Origin of the sequence: Micromonospora antibiotica, from assembly GCF_017599305.1 — a bacterium.
Lineage (GTDB): Bacteria > Actinomycetota > Actinomycetes > Mycobacteriales > Micromonosporaceae > Micromonospora > Micromonospora antibiotica.
This window is the reverse complement of the sequence record NZ_JAGFWR010000008.1, coordinates 88,218-113,789: the sequence shown is the minus strand read 5'-3', so window position 1 is coordinate 113,789 and position 25,572 is coordinate 88,218. Positions and strand designations below refer to the sequence as shown.

Sequence of the window (25,572 nt, the reverse complement as noted above, 5' to 3'; positions counted from 1 at the left end):
TGGCCTAGGGTCGGTCCATGACCGAGTTCGATGCCGCAGCCGCCGCCGTGCAGGCCGCCCTCGACGCGGGCGCCCGGTATGCCGACGCCCGGGTGATGCACCTGCGCTACGAGTCGATGTCCGCGCGCAACGGCGACATCGAGGAGCTGACCCAGGACGAGAGCCTCGGCCTGGGGGTGCGCGCGCTGGTCGGGTCGGGGTGGGGCTTCCACGCCGTACCCGAGCTGTCCGACGCGGCGGCGCGCGAAGCCGGCCGGCGGGCCGCGCAGGTCGCCGCCGCGAGCGCCCGGGTGCCCGGCCCACCGATCACGCTGACGCCGGCCGAGCCGGTGGTGGCGAGCTGGGCCTCCGACTGCGCCGTCGACCCGCTCGGGGTGGCCCTGTCCGACAAGGGTGACCTGCTGGTCCGGGCCACCGAGGCGGCCCGTGGGCAGGGGGCCGACCTGGCCCAGGGGCTCTACCAGGTCTGGGACACCCGCAAGTGGTTCGTCTCCAGCGAGGGGCACCGCATCGACCAGCACATCCGCGAGTGCGGCGGCGGCATCTCGGCCACCTCGATCGGCGAGCACGAGACCCAGCGCCGCTCCTGGCCGAGCTACCGGGGCCAGTACGGCACCACCGGCTGGGAGCTGGTCGAGTCACTGGATCTGACCGGGCACGCCGCTCAGATCGCCGACGAGTCCCGGGCGCTGCTCACCGCCCCGCAGTGCCCGGCCGGCGAGACCGACCTGATCCTCGGCGACGAGCAGCTCGCGTTGCAGATCCACGAGTCGGTCGGGCACGCCATCGAGCTGGACCGCATCCTCGGCTGGGAGGCGGCGTTCGCCGGCACCTCCTGGCTCGACCTGGCCCAGCTCGGCTCGCTGCGCTACGGCTCCGAGCTGATGAACGTCACCATCGACCCGACGATCCCCGGCGCGCTGGGCAGCTTCGGCTTCGACGACGAGGGCTCCCCGGCGGTCAGACGCGACGCGGTACGCGAGGGCCGCTGGGTCGGGGTGCTCGCCGGCCGGGACTCGGCCGCCGTCGCCGGCCTGGACCACGGCGGCAGCGTACGCGCCGACGGCTGGGCCCGGCTGCCGATGGTGCGGATGACCAACGTGGGCCTGGAACCCGGCCCACACACCCTCGACGAGATCATCGCGGCGACCGACGACGGGGTGCTGATGGACGTCAACCGGTCCTGGTCGATCGACGACCGGCGGCTCAACTTCCAGTTCGGCTGCGAGATCGCCTGGGAGGTGCGCAACGGCCGGCGCGGCCGGATGCTGCGCAACCCCACCTACACCGGCATCGGGCCGCTGTTCTGGCGGTCGATGGACATGCTCTCCTCCGAGATCGTCCCGTGGGGCACCCCGAACTGCGGCAAGGGCCAGCCCGGCCAGATCGGGCACACCGGCCATCCGGCCGCGCCGGCCCGGTTCCGGGGCGTCCGGGTGGGGGTGCGGGCATGACCGGCCTGCGGGACGCCGGGGCGACCGAGCTGGACGTCGCCGCCCGGGTGGTGGAGCTGGTCCACCAGCTCGCCGGGCCGGCCGCCGAGGCCGAGGCCATCGTCGTCCGGCACGACCTGGCGCTGACCCGGTTCGCCAACTCGTTCATCCACCAGAACGTCGCCGGGTCTCAGGTGACGGTGCGGCTGCGGGTGCACGTCGACGGCCGCACGGCCACCGGTGGCGGCAGCCTGGTCGACCCGGACGGGCTGCGCGCCCTGGTCGGGCGGACCCTCGCCGCGGCCCGGCTCTGCCCGCCCGACCCGGCCTGGCCGGGGCTGACCCCACCGTCGGCGGTGCACTCCAACGGCCTGCTCGACGAGGCGACCGCCTACGCCGAGCCGGCGGACCGCGCCGACCGGGTCCGGGCCTTCGTCGACGCGGTGGGCGGGCTGGAGGCGGCCGGCTACTGCCGCACCTCCTACCGGTCGGGGGCGTTCGCCAACTCGGCCGGCCAGTCGGCGCAGGGGCGCACCACCGAGGCGGCGATGGACGGCATCGCCCGCACGGGCGGCGCGGACGGGGTGGCCCGGCTCTGCGCCGGTCGCCTCGACGAGGTGGACGGCACGCTCCTGGGGGTCCGGGCGGCGGCGAAGGCACGGGCCGCCGCCGACCCGGTCGAGCTGCCCCCGGGCCGGTACGAGGTGGTCCTCGAACCGGCCGCCGTGGCCGACCTGTTGCAGAATCTCGCCTGGTCCGGTTTCAACGGCAAGCGGTACGTCGAACGTCAGTCGTTCGCCCGCCCCGGCACCGCCCAGTTCGATCCGGCGGTGACCCTGGTCGACGACCCGACCGGCACGCTGCCGTTCGACCTGGAGGGCACCCCGCGTCGGGCGCTCACCCTGGTCGAGGCGGGCACCACCCGTGCGGTTGCCCACGACCGGCGCAGCGCCGCCGCGGCGGGCACGACATCGACCGGGCACGGGACGCCCGACGGGTCCACCTTCGGCCCGGTCCCCAGCAACCTGCGGTTACTCGGGGCACCCGAGGGCGGCCCGACCGGCGGGGCGGTGGACCCGGCGACAGACGGCGACCCGACCGGCGGCCCGGTGCCGGGGGCGGTGGTGGATGCGGACACCGCCGCGCTGGTCGCCCCCATGACCCGGGGGCTGCTGGTCAGCGACTTCTGGTACACCCGGGTGCTCGACCCGTTGAGCCTGGTGATCACCGGGTTGACCCGCAACGGGGTGTGGCTGGTGGAGGACGGCGTGCCGGTGCGGGCGGTGCGGAACTTCCGCTTCACCGAGTCGTACCCCCGGGCGTTGGGGCCGGGCACGGTGCTCGGCCTCGGCCGGCGGCCGGTCCGCCAACCGGACCGCACCGACGGCGACTGGTGGGAGGGGCCACCGCTGCGGCTGGCCTCGTGGAACTTCACCGGTGGCGCCTCGGGCTGACCGGTTCCCGCTGGTCCGCCGGGGGGTGTGGCCGGTTGGCCGCAACCGGTCAGGATTGATCACGGTCCGGGTCTTTCCAAGGTGCGGGACACACGGGACACTGCGTTGCGCGGCCCGACCGTGATGATCGGCGTAACGTGTGTCACTTAGCTGCGCCGATGTCCCGGCGTGGTCGCCTGCTTGCGCACGACGCGGCAGTGGACACGGTCCGGCCGGTCCACTGACCGGCACGGAACGTGAACCGCCCGCCCGCGAGGGCCCGTCCCGTCAGGAAGACGACTCGAATGACATCAACGGCAACGAAGCCGCGGGGTGCGCGGGCGCGCGCCGCCATCGCGGCGAAGACGTTGCGGACCGACCGCTGGTGGTTCGCCCCCCTGATCACCGTCGTCGGGCTCAGCGCCTGGGTGGCGTACGCGACCGTCCGGGTGTTCATGCACAAGTGGTACTGGGTGGACCAGTACCACTACCTGACGCCGTTCTACTCCCCCTGTGTGACCGACCGGTGTGTCGAGGGTTCCTCGCACTTCGGCACTCTCCTGCCCGGCTGGTGGATCATCCCGGACGCGGCGCTGACCCTGCCGTTCCTGCTGCTGTTCCGGTTGACCTGCTACTACTACCGCAAGGCGTACTACCGGTCGTTCTGGTTGTCGCCGCCGGCCTGCGCGGTGCCGGACGGGCACAAGTCCTACTCCGGGGAGACCCGGTTCCCGCTGCTGGGGCAGAACCTGCACCGCTACTTCTTCTACGCCGCCGCGATCATCTCGCTGATCAACACCTGGGACGCGGTCCTGGCCTTCCACTCGCCAGAGGGCTTCGGCTTCGGGCTGGGCAACATCGTCCTGCTGGTCAACGTGGTGATGCTGTGGGCGTACACGATCTCCTGCCACTCCTGCCGGCACATCATCGGCGGCCGGTTGAAGCACTTCTCCGCGCACCCGGTGCGGTACCGGGCCTGGACGTTCGTGTCCAAGCTGAACACCCGGCACATGCAGCTCGCCTGGATCACCCTCGGCACGCTGGCCTTCACCGACTTCTACGTGATGGCCATCGCCGCCGGCTGGTTCACCGACCTGCGGTTCATCAACTAGAGGGCGCGGCGACATGACCACTACCACTCGCATCGAACGACACCACTACGACGTCGTCGTGATCGGGGCCGGCGGCGCCGGCCTGCGCGCGGCGATCGAGGCCCGGCTCGCCGGCAAGAAGACCGCGATCATCTCCAAGTCGCTCTTCGGCAAGGCGCACACCGTGATGGCCGAGGGCGGCGCGGCGGCCGCGATGGGGAACGTGAACAGCCGGGACAACTGGCAGGTGCACTTCCGCGACACCATGCGCGGCGGCAAGTTCCTCAACAACTTCCGGATGGCCGAGCTGCACGCGAAGGAGTCGCCGCAGCGGATCTGGGAGCTGGAGACGTACGGGGCGCTCTTCGACCGGACCAAGGACGGCAAGATCTCCCAGCGCAACTTCGGTGGGCACGAGTACCCCCGGCTGGCGCACGTCGGTGACCGGACCGGCCTGGAGCTGATCCGTACCCTCCAGCAGAAGATCGTCTCCCTCCAGCAGGAGGACAAGCGCGACCTCGGCGACTACGAGGCCCGGATCAAGGTCTTCTCCGAGACCACGATCACCGAGCTGCTGCTCGACGGGGACCGGGTGGCCGGGGCGTTCGGCTACTACCGGGAGTCCGGGGAGTTCATCCTGTTCGAGGCCCCGGCGGTGGTGCTGGCCACCGGCGGCGTCGGCCGGTCCTACAAGGTCACCTCGAACTCCTGGGAGTACACCGGGGACGGGCACGCGTTGGCCCTGCGCGCCGGGGCCACGCTGATCAACATGGAGTTCCTCCAGTTCCACCCGACCGGCATGGTCTGGCCGCCCTCGGTGAAGGGCATCCTGGTCACCGAGTCGGTACGCGGTGACGGCGGGGTGCTGAAGAACTCCGACGGCAAGCGGTTCATGTTCGACTACGTCCCCGACGTCTTCCGCAAGCAGTACGCGGAGACCGAGGAGGAGGCGGACCGCTGGTACACCGACCCGGACAACAACCGACGCCCGCCGGAGCTGCTCCCCCGCGACGAGGTCGCCCGCGCGATCAACAGCGAGGTCAAGGCCGGTCGGGGTACGCCGGCCGGCGGTGTCTACCTGGACATCGCCTCCCGGCGTTCGGCCGACGAGATCCGTCGCCGGCTGCCGTCGATGTACCACCAGTTCAAGGAGCTGGCCGACGTCGACATCACGGCCGAGCCGATGGAGGTCGGGCCGACCTGCCACTACGTGATGGGCGGCGTCGAGGTGGACCCGGACTCCGGGGCCGCGTACGGCACCGTGCAGGGGCTGTTCGCCGCAGGTGAGGTGTCCGGTGGCATGCACGGCTCCAACCGGTTGGGTGGCAACTCCCTGTCCGACCTGCTGGTCTTCGGCAAGCGGGCGGGCGGGCACGCGGCGTCGTACACCGATCAGCTGACCTCGCGGCCGAAGGTGCCGGTGGGTGCGGTGGAGACCGCCGTGGAGGCGGCGCTGGCGCCGTTGCAGCGGGACACCGGGGAGAACCCGTACACCCTGCAGCAGGACCTCCAGGCGGTGATGGGGGATCTGGTCGGGATCATCCGCCGGGAGGGCGAGCTGGTAGACGCGCTGCACAGGCTGACCGAGCTGCGCGAGCGGGTGGCGAAGGTGAGCGCGGCCGGCGGCCGGCGCTACAACCCGGGCTGGCACCTGGCGTTGGACCTGCGCAACATGCTGGTCGTCTCGGAGTGCACCGCGAAGGCGGCGCTGGAGCGGCAGGAGTCGCGCGGCGGGCACACCCGCGAGGACTTCCCGACCATGGATCCGAGCTGGCGTCGGGTCAACCTGGTCTGCGCCCTGGACGGCGACACCGTCCGGCTGGAGCACAAGCCGCTGCCGAAGATGCGGGCCGAGTTGATCGGTCTCTTCGACCGGACCGAGCTGGCCAAGTATCTGACCGACGAGGAGCTGGCCGACTTCGACGCCCTCACCGAGGAGGCGAACTGATGGGAAGCAAGAGGGAGTTCCGCATCTGGCGGGGCGACGAGACCGGCGGTGACCTCCAGGACTACTCGGTCGAGGTGAACGAGGGCGAGGTCGTCCTCGACGTCATCCACCGGCTCCAGGCCACCGAGGCGCCGGACCTGGCCTGCCGGTGGAACTGCAAGGCGGGCAAGTGCGGCTCCTGCTCGATGGAGATCAACGGCAAGCCCCGGCTGAGCTGCATGACCCGGATGTCGACGTTCGAGGAGTCGGAGACCGTCACGGTCACCCCGCTGCGGACCTTCCCGGTGATCCGGGACCTGGTCACGGACGTCTCGTTCAACTACGAGAAGGCGCGGGAGACGCCGGCTTTCGCCCCGCCGGCCGACCTGGCCCCGGGCGAGTACCGGATGCAGCAGGTCGACGTGGAGCGCTCGCAGGAGTTCCGCAAGTGCATCGAGTGCTTCCTGTGCCAGAACGTGTGCCACGTGATCCGCGACCACGAGGAGAACAAGCCGGCCTTCTCCGGCCCCCGGTTCTTCATCCGGGCCGCCGAGCTGGACATGCACCCGTTGGACGCGAAGACCGACCGCAAGCAGTACGCGCAGCAGGAGCAGGGGCTCGGCTTCTGCAACATCACCAAGTGCTGCACGGAGGTCTGCCCCGAGCACATCAAGATCACCGATAACGGGATCATCCCCATGAAGGAACGGGTCGTCGACCGCAGGTACGATCCCCTGGTATGGCTCGGTAGCAAGATCTTCCGTCGGGGCGAGACGCCCCAGAGCACCGCGAACAGCGCGGGAAAGGGGTCCGTGGTGCACAGCGGCGCTCGTCAGACCGGGGTCCACTCGCACGCCGGCGGTTCCGGCGACCCGGCCGCGGAGGCCCAGGCGCAGCAGGGTGTGAACTGGCACCGTGAGGTCCCGCACCCGACGATGCCGGCGGTCGACGACCGGGGCCGGCTCCCGCTGACGGAGCTGACCTTCGACCGGGCGGCGGCCCCGTCGCCGTTCGGTGACGACGTCACCTTCCCGCTGCCGCCGGAGCACCTCAACTTCGCCCACCCGAGCCAGGACGACAAGCCGGCAGGCGAGGGCGACCGGCACTGACGCCACCCGGTGGGCCCGCACCGGGCACGACAGACGACGGGGGTCGCGGCGCAAGCCGCGGCCCCCGTCGCCGTCCGCACCCGGGTGGCCGACCCGTCAGTCGGCGGCCAGCAGCGGGCGGAGGGCGGCGACGATCGGCGCGTCGGCGGGAAGCCAGGTGACGCTGTCCAGCTCACCGGCGGCGAGCCAGCGCAGCGCGGAGTGTTCCAGCGCGCGCGGCTGGTCGCCGTGCAACAGGCGGGCCGCGTACACCTTCAACACCGACCGGCCGTGGGCCATCCGGACGTCCCGGCCGATCCGGTCGCCGATCGCCACCCGGACGGCCAACTCCTCGGCGCACTCGCGGATCAGCGCGGCCGTCTCGCTCTCGCCCGGCTCGACCTTGCCGCCGGGAAACTCGAACATGCCGGCGACCTCGGGGGGCGCGGTGCGCGCACAGGCGAGCACCCGCCCCGCGGAGATGATCGCCGCACCCACGACCACCCGCGGCTCACGCCGGTCGGTCTGCCCGTCACCGCTACACCGTTCGGTCTGCACGGGCGTCCAGCGTGCCAGATCAATCGTCGGTTTGGGTACCGTCCTCGACCGGTAGGCCAATAAGAGACGGAAGTGTGGGCGTGGACACACCGCCGTCAGGTCGACAGACTGTTAACACCACGAGGACACGGGACGGCGACGATTTGGCCACAAGCCGGCAACGGCGCCTGGGAGGTGCGGTGATGCGTGCGCTGTTCACCAGCCGAACCAAGCACGACTATCTCAGTGACGCCCTCACGCTCCTGCACGGGTGGACCCGTGACGGTGAGCAGATCCGCCGCACTCTGGTGATAGACGACTCCCAGCACGCGGAGCTGACCGAGCGGGTCAAGGTCGTCGCGGACGCGTTGCGGTTGCGACCGGACATCAGCCGGCAGGACACCGAGACGCGCATCCGGGTCGGCCACGGCGACGGCGAGCCACTCACCGACGGTGAGGTGCTGCTCGCCGCCCGCATCGAGGACGCGTACCGTGCGGTGACGGCGGACTGAGCGCCCCGCGACGGCGGGCACCCGTCCGACGAGCACGCCCACGGTCACCCCCGTCATTGTCGACCCCCGCCCGCCACCGCACCGTCGCCACCAGCCTCAGCCTAGGGCCGATCCGCGGCCGGCCAGCTCCCCGGAACGTCCGACCCACCCCCACCGAGTGGTCAACTCGACACCGTCGGTGACGGTCACCGCATCGGTTCACCCTGTGCGGTGGGCAACCGGAGGGCCTGGCGTACGGCGAGCTCGGTGGCCGGGTCCGGGTGCTGCCCCGCCTGCGCCACGATCTGGAGCAGCCTGCCCCGGTCGGGCTCGCCGTCGGCGTCCCGCCAGGCCGGCTCGTCCTGCTCCATCTCGGTGAGCAGCCGCTCCATCGCCGGTCGGACCGCCTCCGGCCAGGGTTCCCGGCGCAACCGGAACCACATGTCGGTGTGGGTGGCCTCGGCCCGGCGGACCGCGTCACGCAACGTCGCCGGGGTGCTGGTCGACCCGCTGGCCACCAGGGCGGCCCGCGCCTCGGTCCAGTCCCGGCTGGCCAGCAGGTAGCCGAGCTGCGCCGGGTCGAGCACCGTACCGTCCATCCGCAGCGGGCGGGACAGCTGGGTCGGTGAGGTCAGATAGCAGGTGATGGTGGGATCGGTGGACCAGTCGACCCGGGTCGGCAGGTACCAGCTCAACCGCACCTCGGCGGGCAACCCCAGCGGGTCCACCACGTAGCTGCGCTGGCGCTGCCGGCAGAGCGTCTCCGCCCGCTGGGAGAGCACCGCCGCGCCGGGGTAACGCTCGTCGGCGGAGCGTTCGTACGCCGGAAAGTCGTCGACGTACTCGGCGTTGTGGGGCGCGTCACAGCCGACCCGGGTGACCTGCTCGGGCGCGGTACGGCTGGCGGTGGCCCCGGTGGGCACCCGGAAGCAGTCCCCCACCCGCAGCCCCCGCAGCCCGGTGTCCGGGTCGGTGCCGGTCGCCGTGACGCCCCACGCCACCAGGCCGGCCAGCACCCAGCCGCCGAGAAGCACCAGCCCGGCGGTCACCAGACCCTTCCCCCGCTCGCCCTCGCGCCTGATCCGTCGCAGCGCGAACACGGCGGTGACCGGCGCGAGCACCCCGCCGAGCAGGCCGAACACGAGGGTGACGACGGCCAGCCGGTTCAGCCGGCCCCGGGTGGGCGGCCGCTGCGGCCACGGCTCCCAGTCGGGCACGTCGGTGGTACCCGCCCGGCGGGGCGCAGCCGCGTCCGCGCCACCGGTCGGTGCCGCCGAGGGCTCCGGCCGGGCCTCGTCGGTGGGTTGCGCCTCGGAATGCTCGCTGGTCACGCCGCTTCCCTCCCCCGTCGCCCGCGTCTGGCCAGGCATGGGGAGACTAGTCGACGGGGCCAACCGGCGGGCAACCGCCGACGCTGGCGGGCACCTCCTACCGTGGATTCCATGGCAAATGCGACGTACGACCGCAAGGAGCAGTTCAACCAGATCCGCAGTGGACTGCTCGACGGGGAACAGATCATCGCCGTCTACGACGCCGTCGGCACCGGCACCGGGTTCATCGGCCTGACCGACCGGCGGGTGATCATCCAGGACCGGTCATTCGTGGGGAAGAAGTTCGCGATCACCAGCATCCCGTACTCCAAGATCACCAGCGTGAGCGTGGTGAGCAACAAGTCGTGGGGCGGGGAGTTCTTCTCCACCGGCTCGATCGCGGTGCACGTCGGCACCCACACCTACGAGGTGGAGTTCCGGGGGGCGCAGAAGAGCCACCACGTGCACAACGTGATCCTGCACTACATCTCCTGACCGCCCCGCCCTGCCGGCCACCGACCCGCCCCTCCCGCCGCGCCGGCCCGCCCGCCGCGCCGCCGACGGGTGCCCACCCCGCTCCGCCCGACCCCCGGACCGGGCGGTCCCTGGAATACTCGGCCCATGCGGACGACTCTCCACTGTGGCCGGCGGGGGCAGGTGCGGCGTGTTCCTGCGTGACGTGCTGGCCACCGACGTCGAGGCGTACCTGCGGATGCGCTGCGACCCGGTGATGATGGCCGAACTCGGCGGGCCGCTGCCGCCGGCCCACGTGACCCGGCAGGTCCGCCGGGACGCCCGGTTGGCCGCCGACGGCACCGCCCTGATCAAGATGATCGTGGTGGACGACGCCGTCGCCGGGACCGTCACCCTCTGGCGGCCCGCGCCGGACGACGCGACGGCCGCCGAGATCGGCTGGATGGTGCTGCCCGAGTTCCAGGGCCGGGGCCTGGCCAAGCGGGGCGTCCGCGCGCTGCTCGACCAGGCCCGCGCCGAGCGACGGTGGGACACCGTGCACGCCTTCCCGGCCGTCACCAACGGCCCGTCCAACGGGATCTGCCGGGCACTCGGATTCACCCCGCGCGGCGAGGAGGACGTCGAGTTCAACGAGCAGGTGATCCGTACCCGGCACTGGACGCTGGACCTGGCCCGCCCGCCGGAAACCGGGTTGCCCCACTGACGGGCCGCTGCTTGGCTGGCCGTGAAGCCGACCGGAAGGAGCTGACGACATGTCGTACGTGACGGGGTCCACCCAGGCGCCGACCATCCTCCGACAGCGGAAATCGAGGCTTCATGACCACCAGCGACACGGCAGTGCCGGCACGGCTCAGCGCCGGTAACGACAGAGCGGTCCGGCCCGGGGAAGGGGGCCGCTGATGTCGGTGTTCGACGACCCGGGCCACTTCGGCAGGATGTGGGCCGACAGGTACGACAGCCCCGGCAACCCCGACCCGGCACCGGCGGTGGACTTCCTCGCCGGTCGGGCCGACGGCGGACGGGTGCTGGAACTCGCCATCGGGACGGGCCGGGTGGCGTTGCCGCTCGCCGCCCGGGGCGTACCCGTCGACGGGGTCGAGGCGTCACCGGAGATGGTGGCGAAGCTGCGTGCCAAGCCCGGCGGAGACAGCGTCCCGGTCACCGTCGGCGACCTGGCCGACGTGCCCGTCACGGGTCCGTACCAGCTGGTCTACCTGGTGTTCAACACCCTGTTCAACCTGGTGCGCGCGCAGCGGCAGCAGGACTGCTTCCGCAACGTGGCCCGGGTGCTGGCCCCCGGTGGCGAGTTCGTCGTCGAGGCGTTCGTGCCCGACCCGGCCAACTTCGACCGGGACGAGCAGGTACAGATGCGGGCGGTGACCGAGGACTCCGCCACCATCCGGCTGCACCAGTACGACCGGGCCGCACAGACCTTCATCCGGCAGACGATCACCTTCGACCGCGACGGGGTGCACCTGGAACCGTTCGCGATGCACTACCGCTGGCCGGAACAGATCGACGAGCTGGCCGAACAGGCCGGACTGCGGCTCGTCGCCCGGTACGCCGACTGGCACCGGCACCCGTTCGGCGACGACAGCCGATCGCACGTCTCGGTCTACCGCCGCTGAGGGGTGGACCGGCCGGGGTCGGGGCATCCGTCCCGACCCCGGGGCGGGCGAATCCAATCCCCGGCCCCCGTCGTGCGCACCGGCCCGACGGGTGTGTCGCCCAGCCGGGCGCTGCGACCCGGGGGCGGGGTGTCAGAGCCGTTTGATCATGCGGATGGCGGTGACCTCGAAGCCCATCTGCTCGTAGAGGGCCCGCGCGCCGGTGTTGAAGCCGAAGACGTTCAGCCCGATGGCGACCACGCCCAACTCCCGGCAGAGCCGCTCGGCGGCCTCGATGATCGCCCGACCGTGGCCCCGGCGGCGCAACTCCTCGCGCACCGCGAAGTCGTAGCCGAAGGCGTGCACACCGTCGGACCTCTGCTCCAGGTGCAGCCAGAGCCGACCGACCTCGACGTCGTCGTCGTACGCCGTCCAGAGCCGGTGCCCCTCGGTGGCCAGGCCGTCGGGCAGCAGGCCCTGGAAGTCCTGCCGGGCCTTCTCCCGCGCCTCCGGCAACGGCATCGCCCCGGAGGCGGCGATGTTGCGCGCGTAGTCCTCCTCGGCGTGCTCCCGGTAGCGGAGGTACTGCTCGTCGGTCATCGGTTCCAGTCGCAACGCCACGCCGTCACGGTAGGCCCGCACCGCCCCGGCCCGCTGCCCGCAACGGGGTGACGCGCGGCTCACCCCGGTCGGCGTCGCCGGTCAACGACTTGACGCACCGGCGCGACCTTCGTGACCCACCTACAGCGCTATGGTCCGAACCTGCCGCCCGCACAGCTTGACCATGTCGTCGACATCGGATGTCAGGAGCGCCACCGGTGCGGGTAGCCGTAGCGCCACCTCGGCGACCATGGCGTCGATGGCGTACCTGTGCCCGTGCAGCCCTGCCGCCTTCAGCAGCGCAGCACTGCGACGGGCACTCTCCTTCGTCACCGCCTCCACCCGGATCCGGGACAGCAGCCAGTTCAGCCGCGCGATGTCCACACCGGAGTGGGAGACCTCGATGATCGTGGCCGCCGACATGGCGAGATCGACCCCGTCCCGCTCCGCCTGCTCCAGCAGGCGCATCACCTTTCGATCCTGGTCGATCCACCCTGAGAAGCCCTGCGAGTCGAGCACCAGCGACTCAAGGCTCACGCCGCACGCCCGGTCTCCTCGGTCCCGTGCAGGAGCGCCCGAGCCGCGGCCATCTCCTCGTCAGTGAACGCCCCGAGGTCGCCTTGGTAGCGATCCAACTCCTCCCGGAGAAGTCTGCGCCGCTCGGCCCGCTCGGCCAGCTCGGTGAGGTAGCCGGAGACGTTGTCGGTGTGCGTCTTCATGCTCTCCAGCAGCTCTGCCGGCAGCGTGATCGTGACCTTCTTCGTCCTCGCCATCGATCGACCATACCACGGTGTTACCACCGCCGGGCGAACCGATCCGATGCGGCAGACGGTGGACCGGAATCAGACGTTGAAGCGGAACTCCACCACGTCGCCGTCCTGCATGACGTACTCCTTGCCCTCGATCCGGACCTTGCCGGCGGCCTTCGCCGCCGCCATCGAACCGGCCGCGACCAGGTCGCCGTAGGAGACCACCTCGGCCTTGATGAAGCCGCGCTGGAAGTCGCTGTGGATCACCCCGGCGGCCTCCGGGGCGGTCGCGCCGACCGGCACCGTCCAGGCCCGCGCCTCCTTCGGCCCCGCCGTGAGGTACGTCTGGAGCCCGAGCGTGCGGAAGCCGACCCGGACGAGCTGGTTCAGCCCCGGCTCGGACTGCCCGATCGACTCCAGCAGCTCGCGGGCCTCCTCCTCGGGCAGGTCCACCAGCTCGGATTCGATCTTGGCGTCCATGAACACCGCCTCGGCGGGGGCCACCAGCGCGCGCAACTCGTCGAGGAAGGCGGCGTTGGCCAACTCCGCCTCGTCGACGTTGAAGACGTAGAGGAACGGCTTGGTGGTGAGCAGGTGCAGCTCCCGCAGGTGCTCCAGCTCGATCTTGGCGGCGGCGGCCCCGGCGTACAGGGTGGTGCCGCCGTCGAGCACCTCGACGGCCTGCTTCGCGGCGGTGACGGCGGCGGCCCGGTCCTTACGGAGCTTGGCCTCCTTCTCCAGCCGGGGCAGCGCCTTCTCCAGGGTCTGCAGGTCGGCCAGGATCAGCTCGGTGTTGATCGTCTCGATGTCGTCGGCCGGCGAGACCTTGCCGTCGACGTGCACCACGTTCGGGTCGGAGAAGGCCCGCACCACCTGGCAGATGGCCGAGGCGTCCCGGATGTTCGCCAGGAACGCGTTGCCCCGGCCCTGCCCCTTCGACGCCCCCCGGACCAGACCGGCGATGTCGACGAACGACACCGGCGCGGGCAGCACCTTCTGCGACGAGAAGATCTCCGCGAGCTTGTCGAGCCGCCCGTCCGGCAGCCCCACCACCCCGACGTTGGGCTCGATCGTGGCGAACGGGTAGTTCGCCGCGAGCACGTCGTTCTTGGTCAACGCGTTGAACAGGGTGCTCTTGCCGACGTTGGGCAGGCCGACGATGCCGATGGTGAGACTCACGACGGGCCAGCTTACGCCGTCGGCCCCCGGTACCCGGCAGGCAGGCCCGTCGGAGACGCTCAGTCGGTCAGCAGCCGGGGCTCGATCCGGGTCTCCCGCACCCCACCCGCACCGTCCGGCACCACCTCGTACGCGGCCACGCCGGGCCGGTCGGCGACCGCCTCGGCCAGCCGGGTGCCCCGGTAGACCAACCCCACCCCGTCGTCGGTGCAGTGGCTGGCCGGCAGGGTGCCGTCGGCGACCAACCGGTGCAGCAGCGGCCGGCGCTGCGCCTCACTGTCGTAGTGCACCCCGTTGCCGTACGGCAACCAGCCCAGGCCGTCGGTGTAGGCGCGCAACTGCCGCCCGAAGCTGTCGGTGGGCCCGCCGACGTGCCAGCAGATCGAGCCCGCGGAGACCCCGCCGAGCACCACCCCGGCCTCCCAGCACTCGCGCAGGATCTCCGGCAGGCCGTGCACCCGCCACACCGCGCACAGGTTGGCCACGCTGCCGCCACCGACCCAGATGATGTCCTGGCCGAGCAGGTGGGCCCGGACGTCCTCGACGTTGGGCATCGGAAACAGCGCCAGGTGCGACGGGCGGTAACGGGTACCGGCGAACGCGCCGTGGAAGATCGTCAACGAGGTGGGCTGGTCGCCGACGGCCTGGTTGAGATAGCAGATCCTCGGCTCGTCGACCTGCGCCAACTCGGCCATCAGGTCGAAGACCGGCCCGGGGACGGCATCCAGGGGCCCCCGGTTACGGCTGGTGAAACCCATGCTGGTGGCGACGATCGTCGGTTGAACGGCGGGCATCCTGGTCCTCTCGCTGACTGACTCCCGCTCCCATCCTGCGCCACCGCCGGCCCCGGCCACCCCGACCCCCGGCAACCGCCGCCCGGCGGGTCGCGCCGCCGCTGCGGTCACCGACCCGGATCACCCGGCGAGACGCCAGCCCGCCCCGCCGTCGGTCACCCCGGGCAACTCACCCGCCGCCGCGAGCGGCAGGGTGAACCGGTCCCGCGCGGTCGGGCCGGCCCGCTCGGACTCACCGAGCATCCAGTGGACCTCGTCGGCCGTCCAGCCCAGCCCCCGCCGACCGGCGATCTCCCGGACCAGCCGCCGGCCGACCCGGGTGTCGTCGTCGTAGAACCGCATGCACCAGTGGTGCGCCCACATGCCCAGCGCCCGCAGGCCGGCCGCGTCGAGGGACCCGGCCAGCCGACCGCACGCGGTGTCGGCGAACGGCCGCGCCGGGTCGTCGGCCCGGTCCCGCTCGATCGCACCGAAGGCGGCCGGCGCGACCACCCGCATCCGGTCGTAGAGGCCCTGCGCGGCAGCCTCGTCCAGCCGCGCCCGCCCTGACCGAGGGTCGCCCCGCCCGGTCACGCTCGCCATCGCCGCACCCTTCTGGAGTTGGTGCCGGGACGCTACCGACCACTACCGACACTTTGCCGCGGGAAACTCCCCGCGGATCCCGGGATAGCTGCGCCGGGCTGGGGCGTCTGTATCGGTGACAGCCAACATCGGGGAGGGCGGGTGGACGAGGACGACCGGGCCCGGCTGGCCGAGTTCGTGGCCAGCCGGACGCCGGCCCTGATGCGGGTCGCGTACCTGCTCACCGGGGACCGGCACGCCGCCGAGGACCTGTTCCAGTCGGCGCTGGCCAGGACCATTCCGAAGTGGCGCGACCTGCGTCACACCGACCCGGAGGGTTACCTGCGCGCGGTCATGTACCGGGAGCAGGTCAGCTGGTGGCGGCGACTGCGCCGGTACCGGGAGACGCTGCTCACCGGTGCCGCCGAACGGGCCGGTCCCGACCCGTTCGGCGGCACCGACGTACGCCTGGCGATGCGGGCCGCGCTGCGCGCGCTGCCGGCGGCCCAACGCACGGTCGTGGTCCTGCGCTACTACGAGGACCTGACCGAGACCCAGGTGGCCGCCGCGCTCGGCTGCTCGGTCGGCACCGTACGCAGCCGCACCCACCGGGCCGTGGCCCGGTTGCGGCAACTCCTGCCGGACATCGAACTGCTGGAGGTACGGCGGTGACCACGCCCATCGAGGACCTCATCCGCGCCACCCTCACCGACCTTGCCGAGGAGGCACCGACAGTGCACGACCAGTTGACCCGCGCGGAACACCGGGCCCGCACCCGACGCCGCGCCACCGTGACGATGAGCGCCGTGGGTGCCGTCGCCGCCGTGCTGATCGCCGCCCCGCTCGCGATGGCCGCCAGCGGTCGCGGGGACGCCCCGCCCGCCGTACCGGCCTCGACGCCGAGCAGGGGGCCGGCCGCGCCGGTCCCCGCCCCGGACCGGACCGCACCGCCCGTCGACCGGCCACCGCTGACCGGCCGGACCGCCGAACCGGGCGCACCCGTCCCGGCCCGCACCGCCGCACCGGCAGCACCCGGGATGCCCGCACCGGCCCGCTCCGCACCACCCGTCGACCAGCCCCGGACCGGCCGGGTCCCCGCCGCACCGGTCCCCGCCCGCACCGCACCGCCCGTCGACGAGGGCCCACGGGGCGGCCGGCCGGCCGGCCCGACGACGGGGAACTGACGCACGGCGACCCTGCCGGCCGTCGACTCACTGCTGTCGGCCGGCGGGGTCGCCCGCCCTCGCGCCGGGCCGCCCCCTCAACCCGGTCAGGCCACCCCCTCAGCCTGGTCGGCGCGAATGTGGCCGCCACCGGCCCACCGCCGGGCCCGGCACGCCCCCTCAGCCCGGTCGGCGCGAATGTGGCCGCCACCGGCCCACCGCCGGGCCCGGCACGCTCAGGTCCGATTCCCGCGAGCCACCGCCGCTGAGCTGCGGGCATGATCGGTGGCGTGGAGTTGGACTTTGAACGGTGCTACCGGGCCGTGGACAGCCGGGACCAGCGGTTCGACGGCTGGTTCTACACCGGCGTCACGTCGACCGGGATCTACTGCCGGCCGTCGTGTCCGGCGATGACGCCGCAACGGCGCAACGTCCGGTTCTTCCCGTCGGCCGCCGCCGCGCAGGGGGCCGGGCTACGGGCCTGCCGCCGGTGCCGGCCGGACGCCGCGCCCGGTTCCCCGCAGTGGGACGTCCGCGCCGACGTGGTGGGTCGGGCCATGCGGCTGATCGCCGACGGGGTGGTCGACCGGGACGGCGTGCCGGGGCTGGCCGCCCGGCTGGGCTACACCGAGCGGCACCTGCACCGGATGCTCCGGGCGGAGTTGGGTGCCGGCCCGTTGGCGCTGGCCCGGGCGCAACGGGCACAGACCGCACGGACGCTGATCGAGACCACCGGACTGGGCCTGGCGGAGGTGGCGTTCGCAGCCGGCTTCGGCAGTGTGCGGCAGTTCAACGACACCGTCCGCGAGGTGTACGGGACGGTGCCGTCGCAACTGCGTACCGGGCGGGGCAGCCAACCGGCACCGGGCGGGGCGGGCACGATCACGCTGCGGTTGGCGTACCGGCCGCCGCTGCACGCCGCTGCCCTGCTGGAGTACCTCGCCGCCCGGGTGCTGCCCGGCCTGGAGGAGGTGCGCGACGGGACGTACCGCAGGGGGTTGCGGCTGCCGCACGGCCCGGCGGAGGTCGCGTTGACGCCGACGCGCGGACACGTCGTGGCGACGCTGCGGCTGGCCGACCTGCGGGACCTGGCCCCGGCGGTGGCCCGGTGCCGGCGTCTGTTCGACCTGGACGCCGACCCGGAGGCGATCGACCAGACACTGGCCGCCGACCCGGCCCTGGCCGGGGTCGTCGCCGCCGAACCCGGGGTCCGTGTGCCCCGGTCGGTGGACGGCTTCGAGTTGGCCCTGCGCGCCATCGTCGGCCAGCAGGTCTCTCTCCCCGCCGCCCGCACCACCCTCACCCGCCTCCTAACCCACTCCACCCCCAGCCCCGCCCCCGCCCCCAGCCCCACCCCCGGTCCCGGCCCCGGCCCCGGCCCCGGTGATCAAGAGGTTTGCGTCACGGAGAGCGCTTCCCCGCGACGCAAACCTCTTGATCACCCCGCCGAGACGGGCGGGGACGGCGGGGCGGGCAGTGGGGGGTGGGGGGTGTGGGGGGTTCCGGGGGCGGAGGAGGTGCTGGGGTTGCCGGATGCGGCGTTCGGGATGCCGGTCGCCCGACGGGAGACGATCCGGGCGCTGGCCCGGGCGGTCGCCGCCGGGGAGATCGACCTGGAACCGGGCGGGGACCGGGCCGAGACGGTACGGCGGTTGACCGCACTGCCCGGGATCGGCCCGTGGACGGCCGGTTACCTGGCCATGCGGGCTCTCGGCGACCCCGACGTGCTGATCCCCACCGACCTCGCGATACGCCGGGGCGCCGCCGCCCTCGGCCTGCCCCACACCCCCACCACCCTGGACGCGTACGCCGACCGTTGGCGGCCCTGGCGGTCGTACGCGGCGATCAGACTCTGGAGAGCGGCATGACCACCCTCGGCACCACCACCCTCGGCACCACCACCATGGACACCCCGGCCGGCCCGCTCAGCGTGCTGGTCGACCCGGACGGCGCGGTCCGGGCCGCCGGGTTCACCGCCGACCCGCAGAGCCTGCTGCCGTTGGTGCACCCGAGCCTGCGTGGCCCCCTGGAGCCGTACGCCGACCTCGGGCCGGTGACCGCCGCCGTCCGCGCCTACCTCGACGGGGACCTGACCGCGATCGACGGGGTGCCGGTACGGCAGCAGAGCGGCGGCGCGTTCCAGACCCACGCCTGGACCGTGCTGCGCGACGTCAAGCCCGGTGAGCCGATCACCTACACCGGGTACGCCGCGCTGGCCGGCCGGCCCGCCGCGGTCCGGGCGGCCGCCGCCGCCTGTGCCCGTAACGCCGCCGCCCTCTTCGTCCCCTGTCACCGGGTGCTGCGCACCGACGGGACCCTCGGCGGCTACCGGTACGGGCTGCCGGTGAAGAAGTGGTTGCTCGGGCACGAGCGCCGGCTGACGGCAACCTGACAGCGGCATCGACGCGGATCGACGCTACCGTCGGGTAGTGCCTGCGCAGCGCGACGGCGACCCGGCCATCCCGAGGGCGGACGGCCGGGTCTCTCCGCTGCGCAACCTCTGGCGGCTGCGCCGCTACCTGCGCCCGTACGCCGCCGCGTACGTGCTGTTGCTGCTGGCCGCGCTGGCCGCGACGGGGGCGGGTCTCGCCGTACCCCTGGTGGCGCAGCGGGTGGTGGACGGGCCGATCGCCCGGCACGACCCGGCGGGGCTGCTCCGCCTCGGCGGGCTGGCCCTGCTGCTCGGGCTGGTCGAGGCGGTGCTGATCTTCATCCGGCGGTGGAGCCAGTCGTCCTCCTCGGTCGGCATGGAGGCGACCATCCGTGCCGACCTCTACGCCCACCTGCAACGCCTGCCGGCCGGCTTCCACGACCGCTGGCAGTCCGGGCAGCTGCTCTCCCGGGCGATCAGCGACCTGTCGGTGCTGCGCCGGTTCCTCTCCTTCGGCCTGCTGTTCCTGGTGCTCAACGTGGTCACCTACGTCGCCGTGGTGGTCCTTCTGCTCCGGCTGCACGGGCCGCTGGGGCTGCTGGTGGCCGCCAGCGCGGTGCCGCTGTTCCTGATCAGCCGCCGGTTCGGCCGGCACTACCACACGGCGTCGCGGCGGATGCAGGACCAGCAGGGCGACGTGGCCACCCTGGTCGAGGAGACCGCGCAGGGGCTGCGCACCATGAAGGCGTACGGGCGGGGGCCGGAGCTGGCCGACCGGTTCGCCCGGCGGGCCCGCGCGCTGCACGACACCGGCGTCGGCAAGGGCGCCCTGCTGGCCCGCGCGTCGGCCCTGTTCGACCTGGTGCCCAACCTGACCCTGGGGGCGACCCTGGTCGGCGGCGCGACGCTTGTCGCCCGGGGCACGTTGACCATCGGGGAACTGGTCGCGTTCGTCAGCCTCCAGCTCATGCTGATCTGGCCGGTGCAGTCGCTCGGCTGGATCATCGCCAACGGGCAGGAGGCGGCGACCGCGGCGGACCGCATCCACGAGGTGCTGGACACCCCGCCGTCGATCGTGGACGCCCCGGACGCGGTCGCGCTGACCCGGCCGGCGGTGCGCGGCCGGCTCCGCTTCGAGGGGGTGTCGTTCCGCTACCCGGGCAGCGCCGAACCGGTGCTGCGGGAGATCGAGCTGACCGTCGAGCCGGGCGAGACGCTGGCCCTCGTCGGGGCGACCGGCTGCGGCAAGAGCACCCTGCTCTCCCTGGTCCCCCGGCTGTACGACGTGACCGGCGGCCGGATCACCCTGGACGGGCACGACCTGCGGGGGGTACGCCTGGACGCGCTGCGCCGGCTGGTCGGGGTGGCCTTCGAGGAGCCGACCCTGTTCTCCATGTCGGTCTGGGAGAACCTCACCCTGGGCTGCCCGGACGCCACCGGCGACGAGGTCCGGGCCGCGTTGGCGCTGGCCCAGGCCGACTTCGCGTACGACCTGCCGTGGGGGTTGGCGACCCGGGTGGGCGAGCAGGGCCTGTCGCTCTCCGGCGGGCAGCGGCAACGGTTGGCACTGGCCCGCGCGGTGCTCGGCCGGCCGGCGCTGCTGGTCCTCGACGACCCGCTCTCCGCCCTGGACGTGCAGACCGAGGCGCTGGTCGAGGCGGCGTTGCGCCGGGTGCTGCGGGACACCACCGCGCTGCTCGTGGTGCACCGGCCGTCGACCGTCGCGCTGGCCGACCGGGTGGCGCTGCTCGACGGGGGGCGGATCACCGCCGTCGGCCGGCACTCCGAACTGCTGGCCACGGTGCCGGCGTACCGTGCGGTGCTCGCCGCCGAACCCTCGCCGGCACCGGGCCTGGTGCGTTCGTGAGCCGTCGACCACCGCGGCAGCACCCCCCGGCCGGTGACGACGGCCAGCCCGGCACCGCGTTGTCGCACTGGCGGGGCCGGGCCACCGACCCGGACGCCGACCGAAGCCGCGCCGAGGACGACTCCCCCGAGGCGGTGGCCCGGCTGCGGGGTCGCAGTCGGGCGCTGCTGCGGGACCTGCTCCGTCCGCACCGCCGGCCGTTGGGCGTGGCGGTGGCCCTGCTGCTGGCCCAGAACGCCGCCGCGATGGCCGGTCCGTACCTGGTCATGCTCGGTATCGACCGGGCGGTGCCGCCGCTGCGGGCCGGCGACCCGGGTCCGTTGGCGGCCGTCGCGGGCGCGTTCGCCGTCGCGGCCGTCACCGAGTACGTCGCCCGGCGCAGCTACCTCACCCGCTCCGCCCGGATCGGCCAGGCCGTCCTGCTCGACCTGCGCCAGCGGGTGTACGGCCACCTGCTGACCCTCTCGGTCGGGTTCCACGAGCGGTACACCTCGGGTCGGGTGGTGTCCCGGCTCACCAGTGACGTGGACTCCATCGCCGAACTGGTCGACGGGGGGATCGACACCCTGGTCGCCGCCGCGCTGTCGGTGCTGTCGGTCGCCGCCATCCTGCTCTGGCTGGACCTGCCGCTGGCGGCGGTGACCCTGCTGGCGTTCCCGTTCCTGTTCTGGCTGTCCCGCTGGTTCGCCCGGGCCTCGGCCCGGGCCTACCGGCACAGTCGGGAGGCGGTGGCGCTGGTGATCGTCCACTTCGTGGAGTCGCTGCGCGGCATCCGCGCGGTGCAGGCGTTCCGCCGTGAGCCGCGCAACCAGCAGATCTTCGTGACGGTCAACGACGAGTACCGGCGGACCAGCCTGCACGGCTTCCGGCTGATCGCCACCTACTCGCCGGGGATCAAGGTGATCGGCAACGTGACCGTGGCGCTGGTGCTCGGGTACGGCGGTTGGCGGGTACTGGGCGGTGCCACCGAGGTCGGGGTACTCGCCGCGTTCCTGCTCTATCTGCGCCGGTTCTTCGAGCCGATGCAGGAGCTGAGCCAGTTCTACAACTCCCTCCAGTCGGCGACCGCCGCCCTGGAGAAGCTCGCCGGGGTGCTGGACGAGCAGCCCGGGGTGCCCGAACCGGCGTCGCCGGTGCCGTTGCCGGCCGGGCCGGGCCGGGGTGCGGTGACGTTCCACGCGGTGTCCTTCGGCTACCTGCCGCAGACGCCGATCCTGACCGGGTTGGACCTGGTCGTGCCGGCCGGGCAGACGGTCGCGCTGATCGGCCCGACCGGTGCCGGCAAGTCGACGGTGGCGAAGCTGCTCGCCCGGTTCCACGACCCGGACGCCGGCACTGTCGAACTGGACGGCGTCGACCTGCGGGACCTGTCCGACGCGGAGCTGCGGCGCGCGGTGGTGCTGGTGACCCAGGAGAACCACCTGTTCGGCGGGTCGGTGGCGGAGAACATCCGGTTCGGGCGGCCGGACGCCACCGACGCGGCGGTGCAGGCGGCGGCGCGGGCGATCGGTGCGCACGACTTCATCGCCGCCCTACCCGACGGGTACGCCACCGAGGTGCACCGGCGCGGCGGCCGGCTCTCCGCCGGGCAGCGGCAGCTCGTCGCGTTCGCCCGCGCGTTCCTGGCCGACCCCCGGGTGCTGATCCTCGACGAGGCCACGTCGTCGCTGGACGTGCCGACCGAGCGGTTGGTGCAGCGGGCGCTGGCCACCGTGCTGCGCGACCGCACCGCGCTGGTGATCGCGCACCGGCTCTCCACGGTGGAGACCGCCGACCGGGTGCTGGTCATCGACTGCGGACGGATCGTCGAGGACGGCCCACCGGCCCACCTCGCCACCACCGGTGGCCGGTACGCCGCGCTGCACCGGCAGTGGCGTGATTCCCTGGTCTGACCCGGCCGGGTGGGGCAGCCCGGTGACCGTGGGACGACTAGACTCTGCCCGCATCGATGGGCCTCGCCCCCGTTTCCACCGGTCCGCCCGGTCGGGTGCGGCGGGGCCGATCACATCGCCGGCATACGGGGAGGTTGCGGCGTGCGGATCCGTGGACGAGTGGTGCTGGCAGCGGCATTGGCGCTGAGCACGATGGGGACGACAGGCGTGGCGTTGGCCGTGGACCGGGATGCCGGTGCGGCCACCGGCGCGACCGGGGGCGCCTGGTCGGCGGGGACGGTTCCGGTCGCCGGGGAGGTCCGCACGTCGGCCACCGCCGACACGGCCGGCCGGGCGGCGGCGCCGGCCGCAGCACGCCCGGCGCCGGTGGTGACCCGCCCGGCCGACCAGGTCGCGCAGGCCGCCCCCGCCTCGGTGAGCTACCTGAGCAACCGTTACCGGGTCGCCCCGGGCGAGGCCGCCCGCCGGCTGGCCCTCCAGGAACTGTCCGCGCCGCTGGCCGACACCCTCGCCGCCCGTTTCCCCGACTCCTACGCCGGGATGTGGCTGGACCAGGCCGGCGGCGGGGTGCTCACCATCGCCGCCACCGACCCGGCCCGGGTCACCGAGACGGTCGCCGGCCTGCCGGACGCCCGGCACGTCACCGTCGTCCCGGTCCGGTACTCGCGGCGCGACCTGGACGCGGCGGCGGCCCGGGTGGCCGGGGCGCTGGGCGTCACCGCCGGTCAGGACGTGCTGGTCGACGAGCGGGCCAACGAGGTGCTGGTGCTCACCGGCGACGGGGTGCCCGCCGACGACGCCCGGCTGGCCGGCGCGCTCGACGCGGCCGGGGTGCCGGCCCGGACCCGGGCCCGGTTCGACGAGGGCACGATTCCCAAGGCGTGCGACCCGCGCTACTGCGCGCAGGCGCCGATGCGCGGCGGAATCCGGCTCGACGTGCCCCGCGACGACGGCACCGTCGGCGGCTGCACCACCGGCTTCAACGTCCGGGCGAAGTCGGGGCAGTACTACGTGCTGACCGCCGGGCACTGTGTGGTCGGCGGCCGGCACCAGCGCGTCGACGACACCTGGCACCAGTTCCTCGGGCCGAAGGTGCCGGTGGGCCTGGAGTCGACCAACCCGGTGCTGGCCGAGAACGATTTCCCCAACGACTACGCGGTCCTGCCCTACGCCAAGGGGGCCAGCACCCGCTGGGCGTACCCGAGGCGGACCGTGGGCAACGCCCCGAGCCTGGTCAACTACTGGTGCGTGGCCGACAACCCGGCCTGCGCCAGCAAGGGCAGCCACGACGTGCCGATCACCGGCGTCACCGCGTACTCCGCCGTGCAGGCCGGCTGGGTGGTCTGCGCCACCGGCTCGGCGTACACCCCGAAGGCCGGCGAGCAGTACGTCGACTCGGGCGCCGGGGCCGGTTACCTGCCGGGCACCCGCTGCGGCGAGGTCATCGGCAAGGCCAGTGGCGGCATCGACGTGCGGGTGTGCGCCCGGCCGGGTGACAGCGGCGGCCCGCTGTTCACCGAGTCCAACGGGCGGGCGCTGGGCATCCTGCACAACGGCGACCCCGGTGAGGGTCCCTGCACCAACCCGGACGAGCAGAACACCTACGCGCCGGTCTCGGTGATCCTCGACCGGGTCAACGACCGCACCGGGCTGGGCTTCCAGATCGCCACCCAGGGACCGCTGCTCGCCCCGCCCGCCGGCTCGTCGAACCGGTAGGCGGCGGGTCCGGCCGGCCTTCCCGAACCGGTAGGCCGGCGGGTCACCGTGCTCGACCCGGGCACGGCGGCACGTCCGAATGGTCGGGTCAGCGTGCTAACTTGCCGCGATGAGTTCGACATCCACGAACGCTGCGGCTGGGCATGTTGATCGCGTTGCCGACTACTACGACGACAACACCCGTCGCTTCCTGCTGGTTGCCGAGAGCCCGGGCAGTGACGCCATCCACCGCGGGGTATGGATGCCCGGTGTCGCGGGCGCGGCGGAGGCGGCAGACACCGTCAACCGTTTGATGACCGAGCGCTTGCGCGGGTACGTGCCCGCCGAAGGCGCAAGGTTGCTCGACCTCGGCTGTGGCGTCGGTGCGACCATGGTCCGCCTGGCCCGCGAACTGGACGGATCTGTATCTGGAGTGACGATCAGTCGTGTACAGGCCGAGATCGCTGAAAAGCGGTTCGCTCGTGCCGGGCTGACCGAGCGCTGTCAGGTGATCTGCGCCGACTTTGCGGAACTACCCGCAGAGCCACACTATGACGCCATGGTCGCCGTTGAGGCGGTCGTACACTCGCCCTCTCTGGAGAATCTGATCCCGTCTCTCGTGGACAGGCTGCGTCCCGGCGGTCGCCTTATCCTGTGCGACGACTGGATGACCGACAAGGATCGTGGTCTTGCCGCGCGCGATCGTTGTCTGGACCAGTTCCGCGCCGGTTGGCGTATCGGCAGTTTGCACACCGTAGCCGAGCTGGCCGCCATGTCGGAGAGCGCTGGCCTGCGCATGGTGGAAGACCTGGATCTCACGTCGTACCTGCGCCTCGGTCGTCCCCGCGACCGGTTGATCAATGTGGTCGTGGGCGCGGCCTCCGTGGTTCCACGGGTTCGCAACCGTCTTGTCGAGAGGCCGTTCTGGGCCAACATGATCGGCGGATCAGCGTTGCAACACGGATTGTCGCGACGCTGGCTGGAGTACCACTTGATCGTGCTTGAGAAGGCATAGACCCCGCTCGCCCTATGCTGCGGCAGAGCCGCAGCAACGCGTCGTCACCCTGAACGCGGCGTACGCCGGGGCCCGCCGGTCTGCGGTGGGCTGACGTCGACCTGCACGAAGGTCTGCTGTGCGTGGCGCGTCAGCGGACCACCGCCGGCTACGACATCATCGAAGGATCATCCGGGTCGACGACCAGCCGTCGCGTTCAGCCGCGCAGGAGACGGGTGTTCGGACTTCGATGGAAGTTGCAAAATTATCGCACCCGATCCTTGCCCCTCACCGTCATCGAAAGTTATCGTTCAGC

24 protein-coding genes and 2 pseudogenes are annotated in these 25,572 nt (G+C 72.7%); 18 read left to right on the top strand and 8 right to left on the bottom strand.

Annotated elements, in window-relative coordinates; translation table 11 throughout:
* The first annotated feature begins 17 nt into the window (after positions 1-17).
* The 5 genes from JQN83_RS16450 (at position 18) to JQN83_RS16430 (ending at position 6,993) form a co-directional block, all read left to right on the top strand.
* The gene (locus JQN83_RS16450) at positions 18-1,454 is read left to right on the top strand and encodes a TldD/PmbA family protein (protein ID WP_208568033.1); all 1,437 of its coding nucleotides are present in this window, start codon (positions 18-20) and stop codon (positions 1,452-1,454) included.
* On the top strand, positions 1,451-2,887 hold the full coding sequence (locus JQN83_RS16445) for a TldD/PmbA family protein (protein ID WP_208568032.1): 1,437 nt from the start codon (positions 1,451-1,453) through the stop codon (positions 2,885-2,887). Before JQN83_RS16450 ends, JQN83_RS16445 begins: the two co-directional genes overlap by 4 nt.
* 284 nt (positions 2,888-3,171) lie before the next feature.
* The gene (gene sdhC, locus JQN83_RS16440) at positions 3,172-3,978 is read left to right on the top strand and encodes a succinate dehydrogenase subunit SdhC (protein WP_204957815.1); all 807 of its coding nucleotides are present in this window, start codon (positions 3,172-3,174) and stop codon (positions 3,976-3,978) included.
* Positions 3,979-3,991: 13 nt separating this feature from the next.
* Positions 3,992-5,905 (top strand): fumarate reductase/succinate dehydrogenase flavoprotein subunit, encoded by a 1,914-nt coding sequence (locus tag JQN83_RS16435; RefSeq protein ID WP_208568031.1) that lies wholly within the window; start codon positions 3,992-3,994, stop codon positions 5,903-5,905.
* The gene (locus JQN83_RS16430; RefSeq protein WP_208568030.1) at positions 5,905-6,993 is read left to right on the top strand and encodes a succinate dehydrogenase/fumarate reductase iron-sulfur subunit; all 1,089 of its coding nucleotides are present in this window, start codon (positions 5,905-5,907) and stop codon (positions 6,991-6,993) included. The genes JQN83_RS16435 and JQN83_RS16430 overlap by 1 nt, the downstream gene beginning before the upstream one ends.
* Positions 6,994-7,089: 96 nt before the next feature.
* On the opposite strand, the gene JQN83_RS16425 is transcribed toward JQN83_RS16430, so the two are convergent.
* A complete protein-coding gene (locus JQN83_RS16425; protein ID WP_208568029.1) occupies positions 7,090-7,530 on the bottom strand; it encodes a (deoxy)nucleoside triphosphate pyrophosphohydrolase in 441 nt (146 codons plus the stop codon).
* Between the two features lie 182 nt (positions 7,531-7,712).
* Here JQN83_RS16425 and JQN83_RS16420 point away from each other — a divergent pair, with 182 nt between their 5' ends.
* Positions 7,713-8,021, top strand: a complete 309-nt coding sequence (locus tag JQN83_RS16420) for a 4a-hydroxytetrahydrobiopterin dehydratase (protein ID WP_208568028.1) — start codon at positions 7,713-7,715, stop codon at positions 8,019-8,021.
* A gap of 185 nt (positions 8,022-8,206) precedes the next feature.
* On the opposite strand, the gene JQN83_RS16415 is transcribed toward JQN83_RS16420, so the two are convergent.
* Positions 8,207-9,331 carry a septum formation family protein gene (locus JQN83_RS16415; RefSeq protein ID WP_208568027.1) on the bottom strand — a complete coding sequence of 375 codons (1,125 nt, stop codon included), beginning with the start codon at positions 9,329-9,331 and terminating at the stop codon, positions 8,207-8,209.
* A 111-nt stretch (positions 9,332-9,442) separates the two neighbouring features.
* On the opposite strand from JQN83_RS16415, the gene JQN83_RS16410 reads away from it, so the two are divergent.
* The 3 genes from JQN83_RS16410 (at position 9,443) to JQN83_RS16400 (ending at position 11,412) form a co-directional block, all read left to right on the top strand.
* Positions 9,443-9,805 carry a PH domain-containing protein gene (locus tag JQN83_RS16410; protein ID WP_208568026.1) on the top strand — a complete coding sequence of 121 codons (363 nt, stop codon included), beginning with the start codon at positions 9,443-9,445 and terminating at the stop codon, positions 9,803-9,805.
* Positions 9,806-9,974: 169 nt separating this feature from the next.
* Positions 9,975-10,487: a GNAT family N-acetyltransferase gene (locus tag JQN83_RS16405; protein WP_208568025.1), complete on the top strand. Its 513-nt coding sequence runs from the start codon at positions 9,975-9,977 to the stop codon at positions 10,485-10,487.
* Between the two features lie 196 nt (positions 10,488-10,683).
* Complete coding sequence (locus JQN83_RS16400; RefSeq protein ID WP_208568024.1) at positions 10,684-11,412, top strand: class I SAM-dependent methyltransferase; 729 nt, start codon at positions 10,684-10,686, stop codon at positions 11,410-11,412.
* A gap of 132 nt (positions 11,413-11,544) precedes the next feature.
* Here the strand turns inward: JQN83_RS16400 and JQN83_RS16395 are convergent, their stop codons facing one another.
* The 6 genes from JQN83_RS16395 to JQN83_RS16370 form a co-directional block, all read right to left on the bottom strand.
* On the bottom strand, positions 11,545-12,012 hold the full coding sequence (locus JQN83_RS16395) for a GNAT family N-acetyltransferase (RefSeq protein WP_208568023.1): 468 nt from the start codon (positions 12,010-12,012) through the stop codon (positions 11,545-11,547).
* 120 nt (positions 12,013-12,132) lie between these two features.
* The gene (locus tag JQN83_RS16390; protein ID WP_208568022.1) at positions 12,133-12,528 is read right to left on the bottom strand and encodes a PIN domain-containing protein; all 396 of its coding nucleotides are present in this window, start codon (positions 12,526-12,528) and stop codon (positions 12,133-12,135) included.
* Complete coding sequence (locus JQN83_RS16385; RefSeq protein WP_208568021.1) at positions 12,525-12,764, bottom strand: hypothetical protein; 240 nt, start codon at positions 12,762-12,764, stop codon at positions 12,525-12,527. The genes JQN83_RS16390 and JQN83_RS16385 overlap by 4 nt, the downstream gene beginning before the upstream one ends.
* A 69-nt stretch (positions 12,765-12,833) precedes the next feature.
* Complete coding sequence (gene ychF / locus JQN83_RS16380) at positions 12,834-13,919, bottom strand: redox-regulated ATPase YchF (RefSeq protein WP_208568020.1); 1,086 nt, start codon at positions 13,917-13,919, stop codon at positions 12,834-12,836.
* 59 nt (positions 13,920-13,978) lie between these two features.
* The gene (locus JQN83_RS16375) at positions 13,979-14,713 is read right to left on the bottom strand and encodes a Type 1 glutamine amidotransferase-like domain-containing protein (RefSeq protein ID WP_208568019.1); all 735 of its coding nucleotides are present in this window, start codon (positions 14,711-14,713) and stop codon (positions 13,979-13,981) included.
* A 120-nt stretch (positions 14,714-14,833) separates the two neighbouring features.
* Positions 14,834-15,295: a hypothetical protein gene (locus JQN83_RS16370; RefSeq protein ID WP_208568018.1), complete on the bottom strand. Its 462-nt coding sequence runs from the start codon at positions 15,293-15,295 to the stop codon at positions 14,834-14,836.
* A gap of 141 nt (positions 15,296-15,436) precedes the next feature.
* Between JQN83_RS16370 and JQN83_RS16365 the strand changes: the two genes are divergently transcribed.
* From JQN83_RS16365 to JQN83_RS16330, 9 genes and pseudogenes are all read left to right on the top strand, one after another.
* On the top strand, positions 15,437-15,946 hold the full coding sequence (locus JQN83_RS16365; protein ID WP_208568017.1) for a SigE family RNA polymerase sigma factor: 510 nt from the start codon (positions 15,437-15,439) through the stop codon (positions 15,944-15,946).
* Positions 15,943-16,458 (top strand): hypothetical protein, encoded by a 516-nt coding sequence (locus JQN83_RS16360; RefSeq protein ID WP_208568016.1) that lies wholly within the window; start codon positions 15,943-15,945, stop codon positions 16,456-16,458. The genes JQN83_RS16365 and JQN83_RS16360 overlap by 4 nt, the downstream gene beginning before the upstream one ends.
* A 269-nt stretch (positions 16,459-16,727) precedes the next feature.
* Positions 16,728-17,751, top strand: a pseudogene (locus JQN83_RS34150) (bifunctional transcriptional activator/DNA repair enzyme AdaA); the annotation flags it as partial.
* Positions 17,752-17,939: 188 nt separating this feature from the next.
* Positions 17,940-18,305, top strand: a pseudogene (locus JQN83_RS34145) (DNA-3-methyladenine glycosylase family protein); the annotation flags it as partial.
* Positions 18,302-18,829, top strand: coding sequence for a methylated-DNA--[protein]-cysteine S-methyltransferase (locus tag JQN83_RS16350; RefSeq protein ID WP_244252573.1), 528 nt, complete (start codon positions 18,302-18,304; stop codon positions 18,827-18,829). The pseudogene JQN83_RS34145 and the gene JQN83_RS16350, both read left to right, overlap by 4 nt.
* A 37-nt stretch (positions 18,830-18,866) precedes the next feature.
* The gene (locus JQN83_RS16345) at positions 18,867-20,675 is read left to right on the top strand and encodes an ABC transporter ATP-binding protein (RefSeq protein ID WP_208568014.1); all 1,809 of its coding nucleotides are present in this window, start codon (positions 18,867-18,869) and stop codon (positions 20,673-20,675) included.
* Positions 20,676-20,734: 59 nt separating this feature from the next.
* The gene (locus JQN83_RS16340; protein ID WP_244252601.1) at positions 20,735-22,567 is read left to right on the top strand and encodes an ABC transporter ATP-binding protein; all 1,833 of its coding nucleotides are present in this window, start codon (positions 20,735-20,737) and stop codon (positions 22,565-22,567) included.
* Between the two features lie 141 nt (positions 22,568-22,708).
* The gene (locus JQN83_RS34140) at positions 22,709-24,283 is read left to right on the top strand and encodes a trypsin-like peptidase domain-containing protein (protein ID WP_208568012.1); all 1,575 of its coding nucleotides are present in this window, start codon (positions 22,709-22,711) and stop codon (positions 24,281-24,283) included.
* 109 nt (positions 24,284-24,392) lie between these two features.
* Positions 24,393-25,277 carry an SAM-dependent methyltransferase gene (locus tag JQN83_RS16330; RefSeq protein WP_208568011.1) on the top strand — a complete coding sequence of 295 codons (885 nt, stop codon included), beginning with the start codon at positions 24,393-24,395 and terminating at the stop codon, positions 25,275-25,277.
* Positions 25,278-25,572 lie beyond the last annotated feature (295 nt).

What these genes read in the sequence shown, in the direction of transcription:
- JQN83_RS16450 (WP_208568033.1), top strand. Translation starts at nt 18, where the DNA reads ATGACCGAGTTCGATGCCGCAGCCGCCGCCGTGCAGGCCGCCCTCGAC.
- JQN83_RS16445 (WP_208568032.1), top strand. Translation starts at nt 1,451, where the DNA reads ATGACCGGCCTGCGGGACGCCGGGGCGACCGAGCTGGACGTCGCCGCC.
- sdhC (WP_204957815.1), top strand. Translation starts at nt 3,172, where the DNA reads ATGACATCAACGGCAACGAAGCCGCGGGGTGCGCGGGCGCGCGCCGCC.
- JQN83_RS16435 (WP_208568031.1), top strand. Translation starts at nt 3,992, where the DNA reads ATGACCACTACCACTCGCATCGAACGACACCACTACGACGTCGTCGTG.
- JQN83_RS16430 (WP_208568030.1), top strand. Translation starts at nt 5,905, where the DNA reads ATGGGAAGCAAGAGGGAGTTCCGCATCTGGCGGGGCGACGAGACCGGC.
- JQN83_RS16420 (WP_208568028.1), top strand. Translation starts at nt 7,713, where the DNA reads ATGCGTGCGCTGTTCACCAGCCGAACCAAGCACGACTATCTCAGTGAC.
- JQN83_RS16410 (WP_208568026.1), top strand. Translation starts at nt 9,443, where the DNA reads ATGGCAAATGCGACGTACGACCGCAAGGAGCAGTTCAACCAGATCCGC.
- JQN83_RS16400 (WP_208568024.1), top strand. Translation starts at nt 10,684, where the DNA reads ATGTCGGTGTTCGACGACCCGGGCCACTTCGGCAGGATGTGGGCCGAC.
- JQN83_RS16385 (WP_208568021.1), bottom strand. Translation starts at nt 12,764, where the DNA reads ATGGCGAGGACGAAGAAGGTCACGATCACGCTGCCGGCAGAGCTGCTG.
- JQN83_RS16375 (WP_208568019.1), bottom strand. Translation starts at nt 14,713, where the DNA reads ATGCCCGCCGTTCAACCGACGATCGTCGCCACCAGCATGGGTTTCACC.
- JQN83_RS16370 (WP_208568018.1), bottom strand. Translation starts at nt 15,295, where the DNA reads ATGGCGAGCGTGACCGGGCGGGGCGACCCTCGGTCAGGGCGGGCGCGG.
- JQN83_RS16350 (WP_244252573.1), top strand. Translation starts at nt 18,302, where the DNA reads ATGACCACCCTCGGCACCACCACCCTCGGCACCACCACCATGGACACC.
- JQN83_RS16330 (WP_208568011.1), top strand. Translation starts at nt 24,393, where the DNA reads ATGAGTTCGACATCCACGAACGCTGCGGCTGGGCATGTTGATCGCGTT.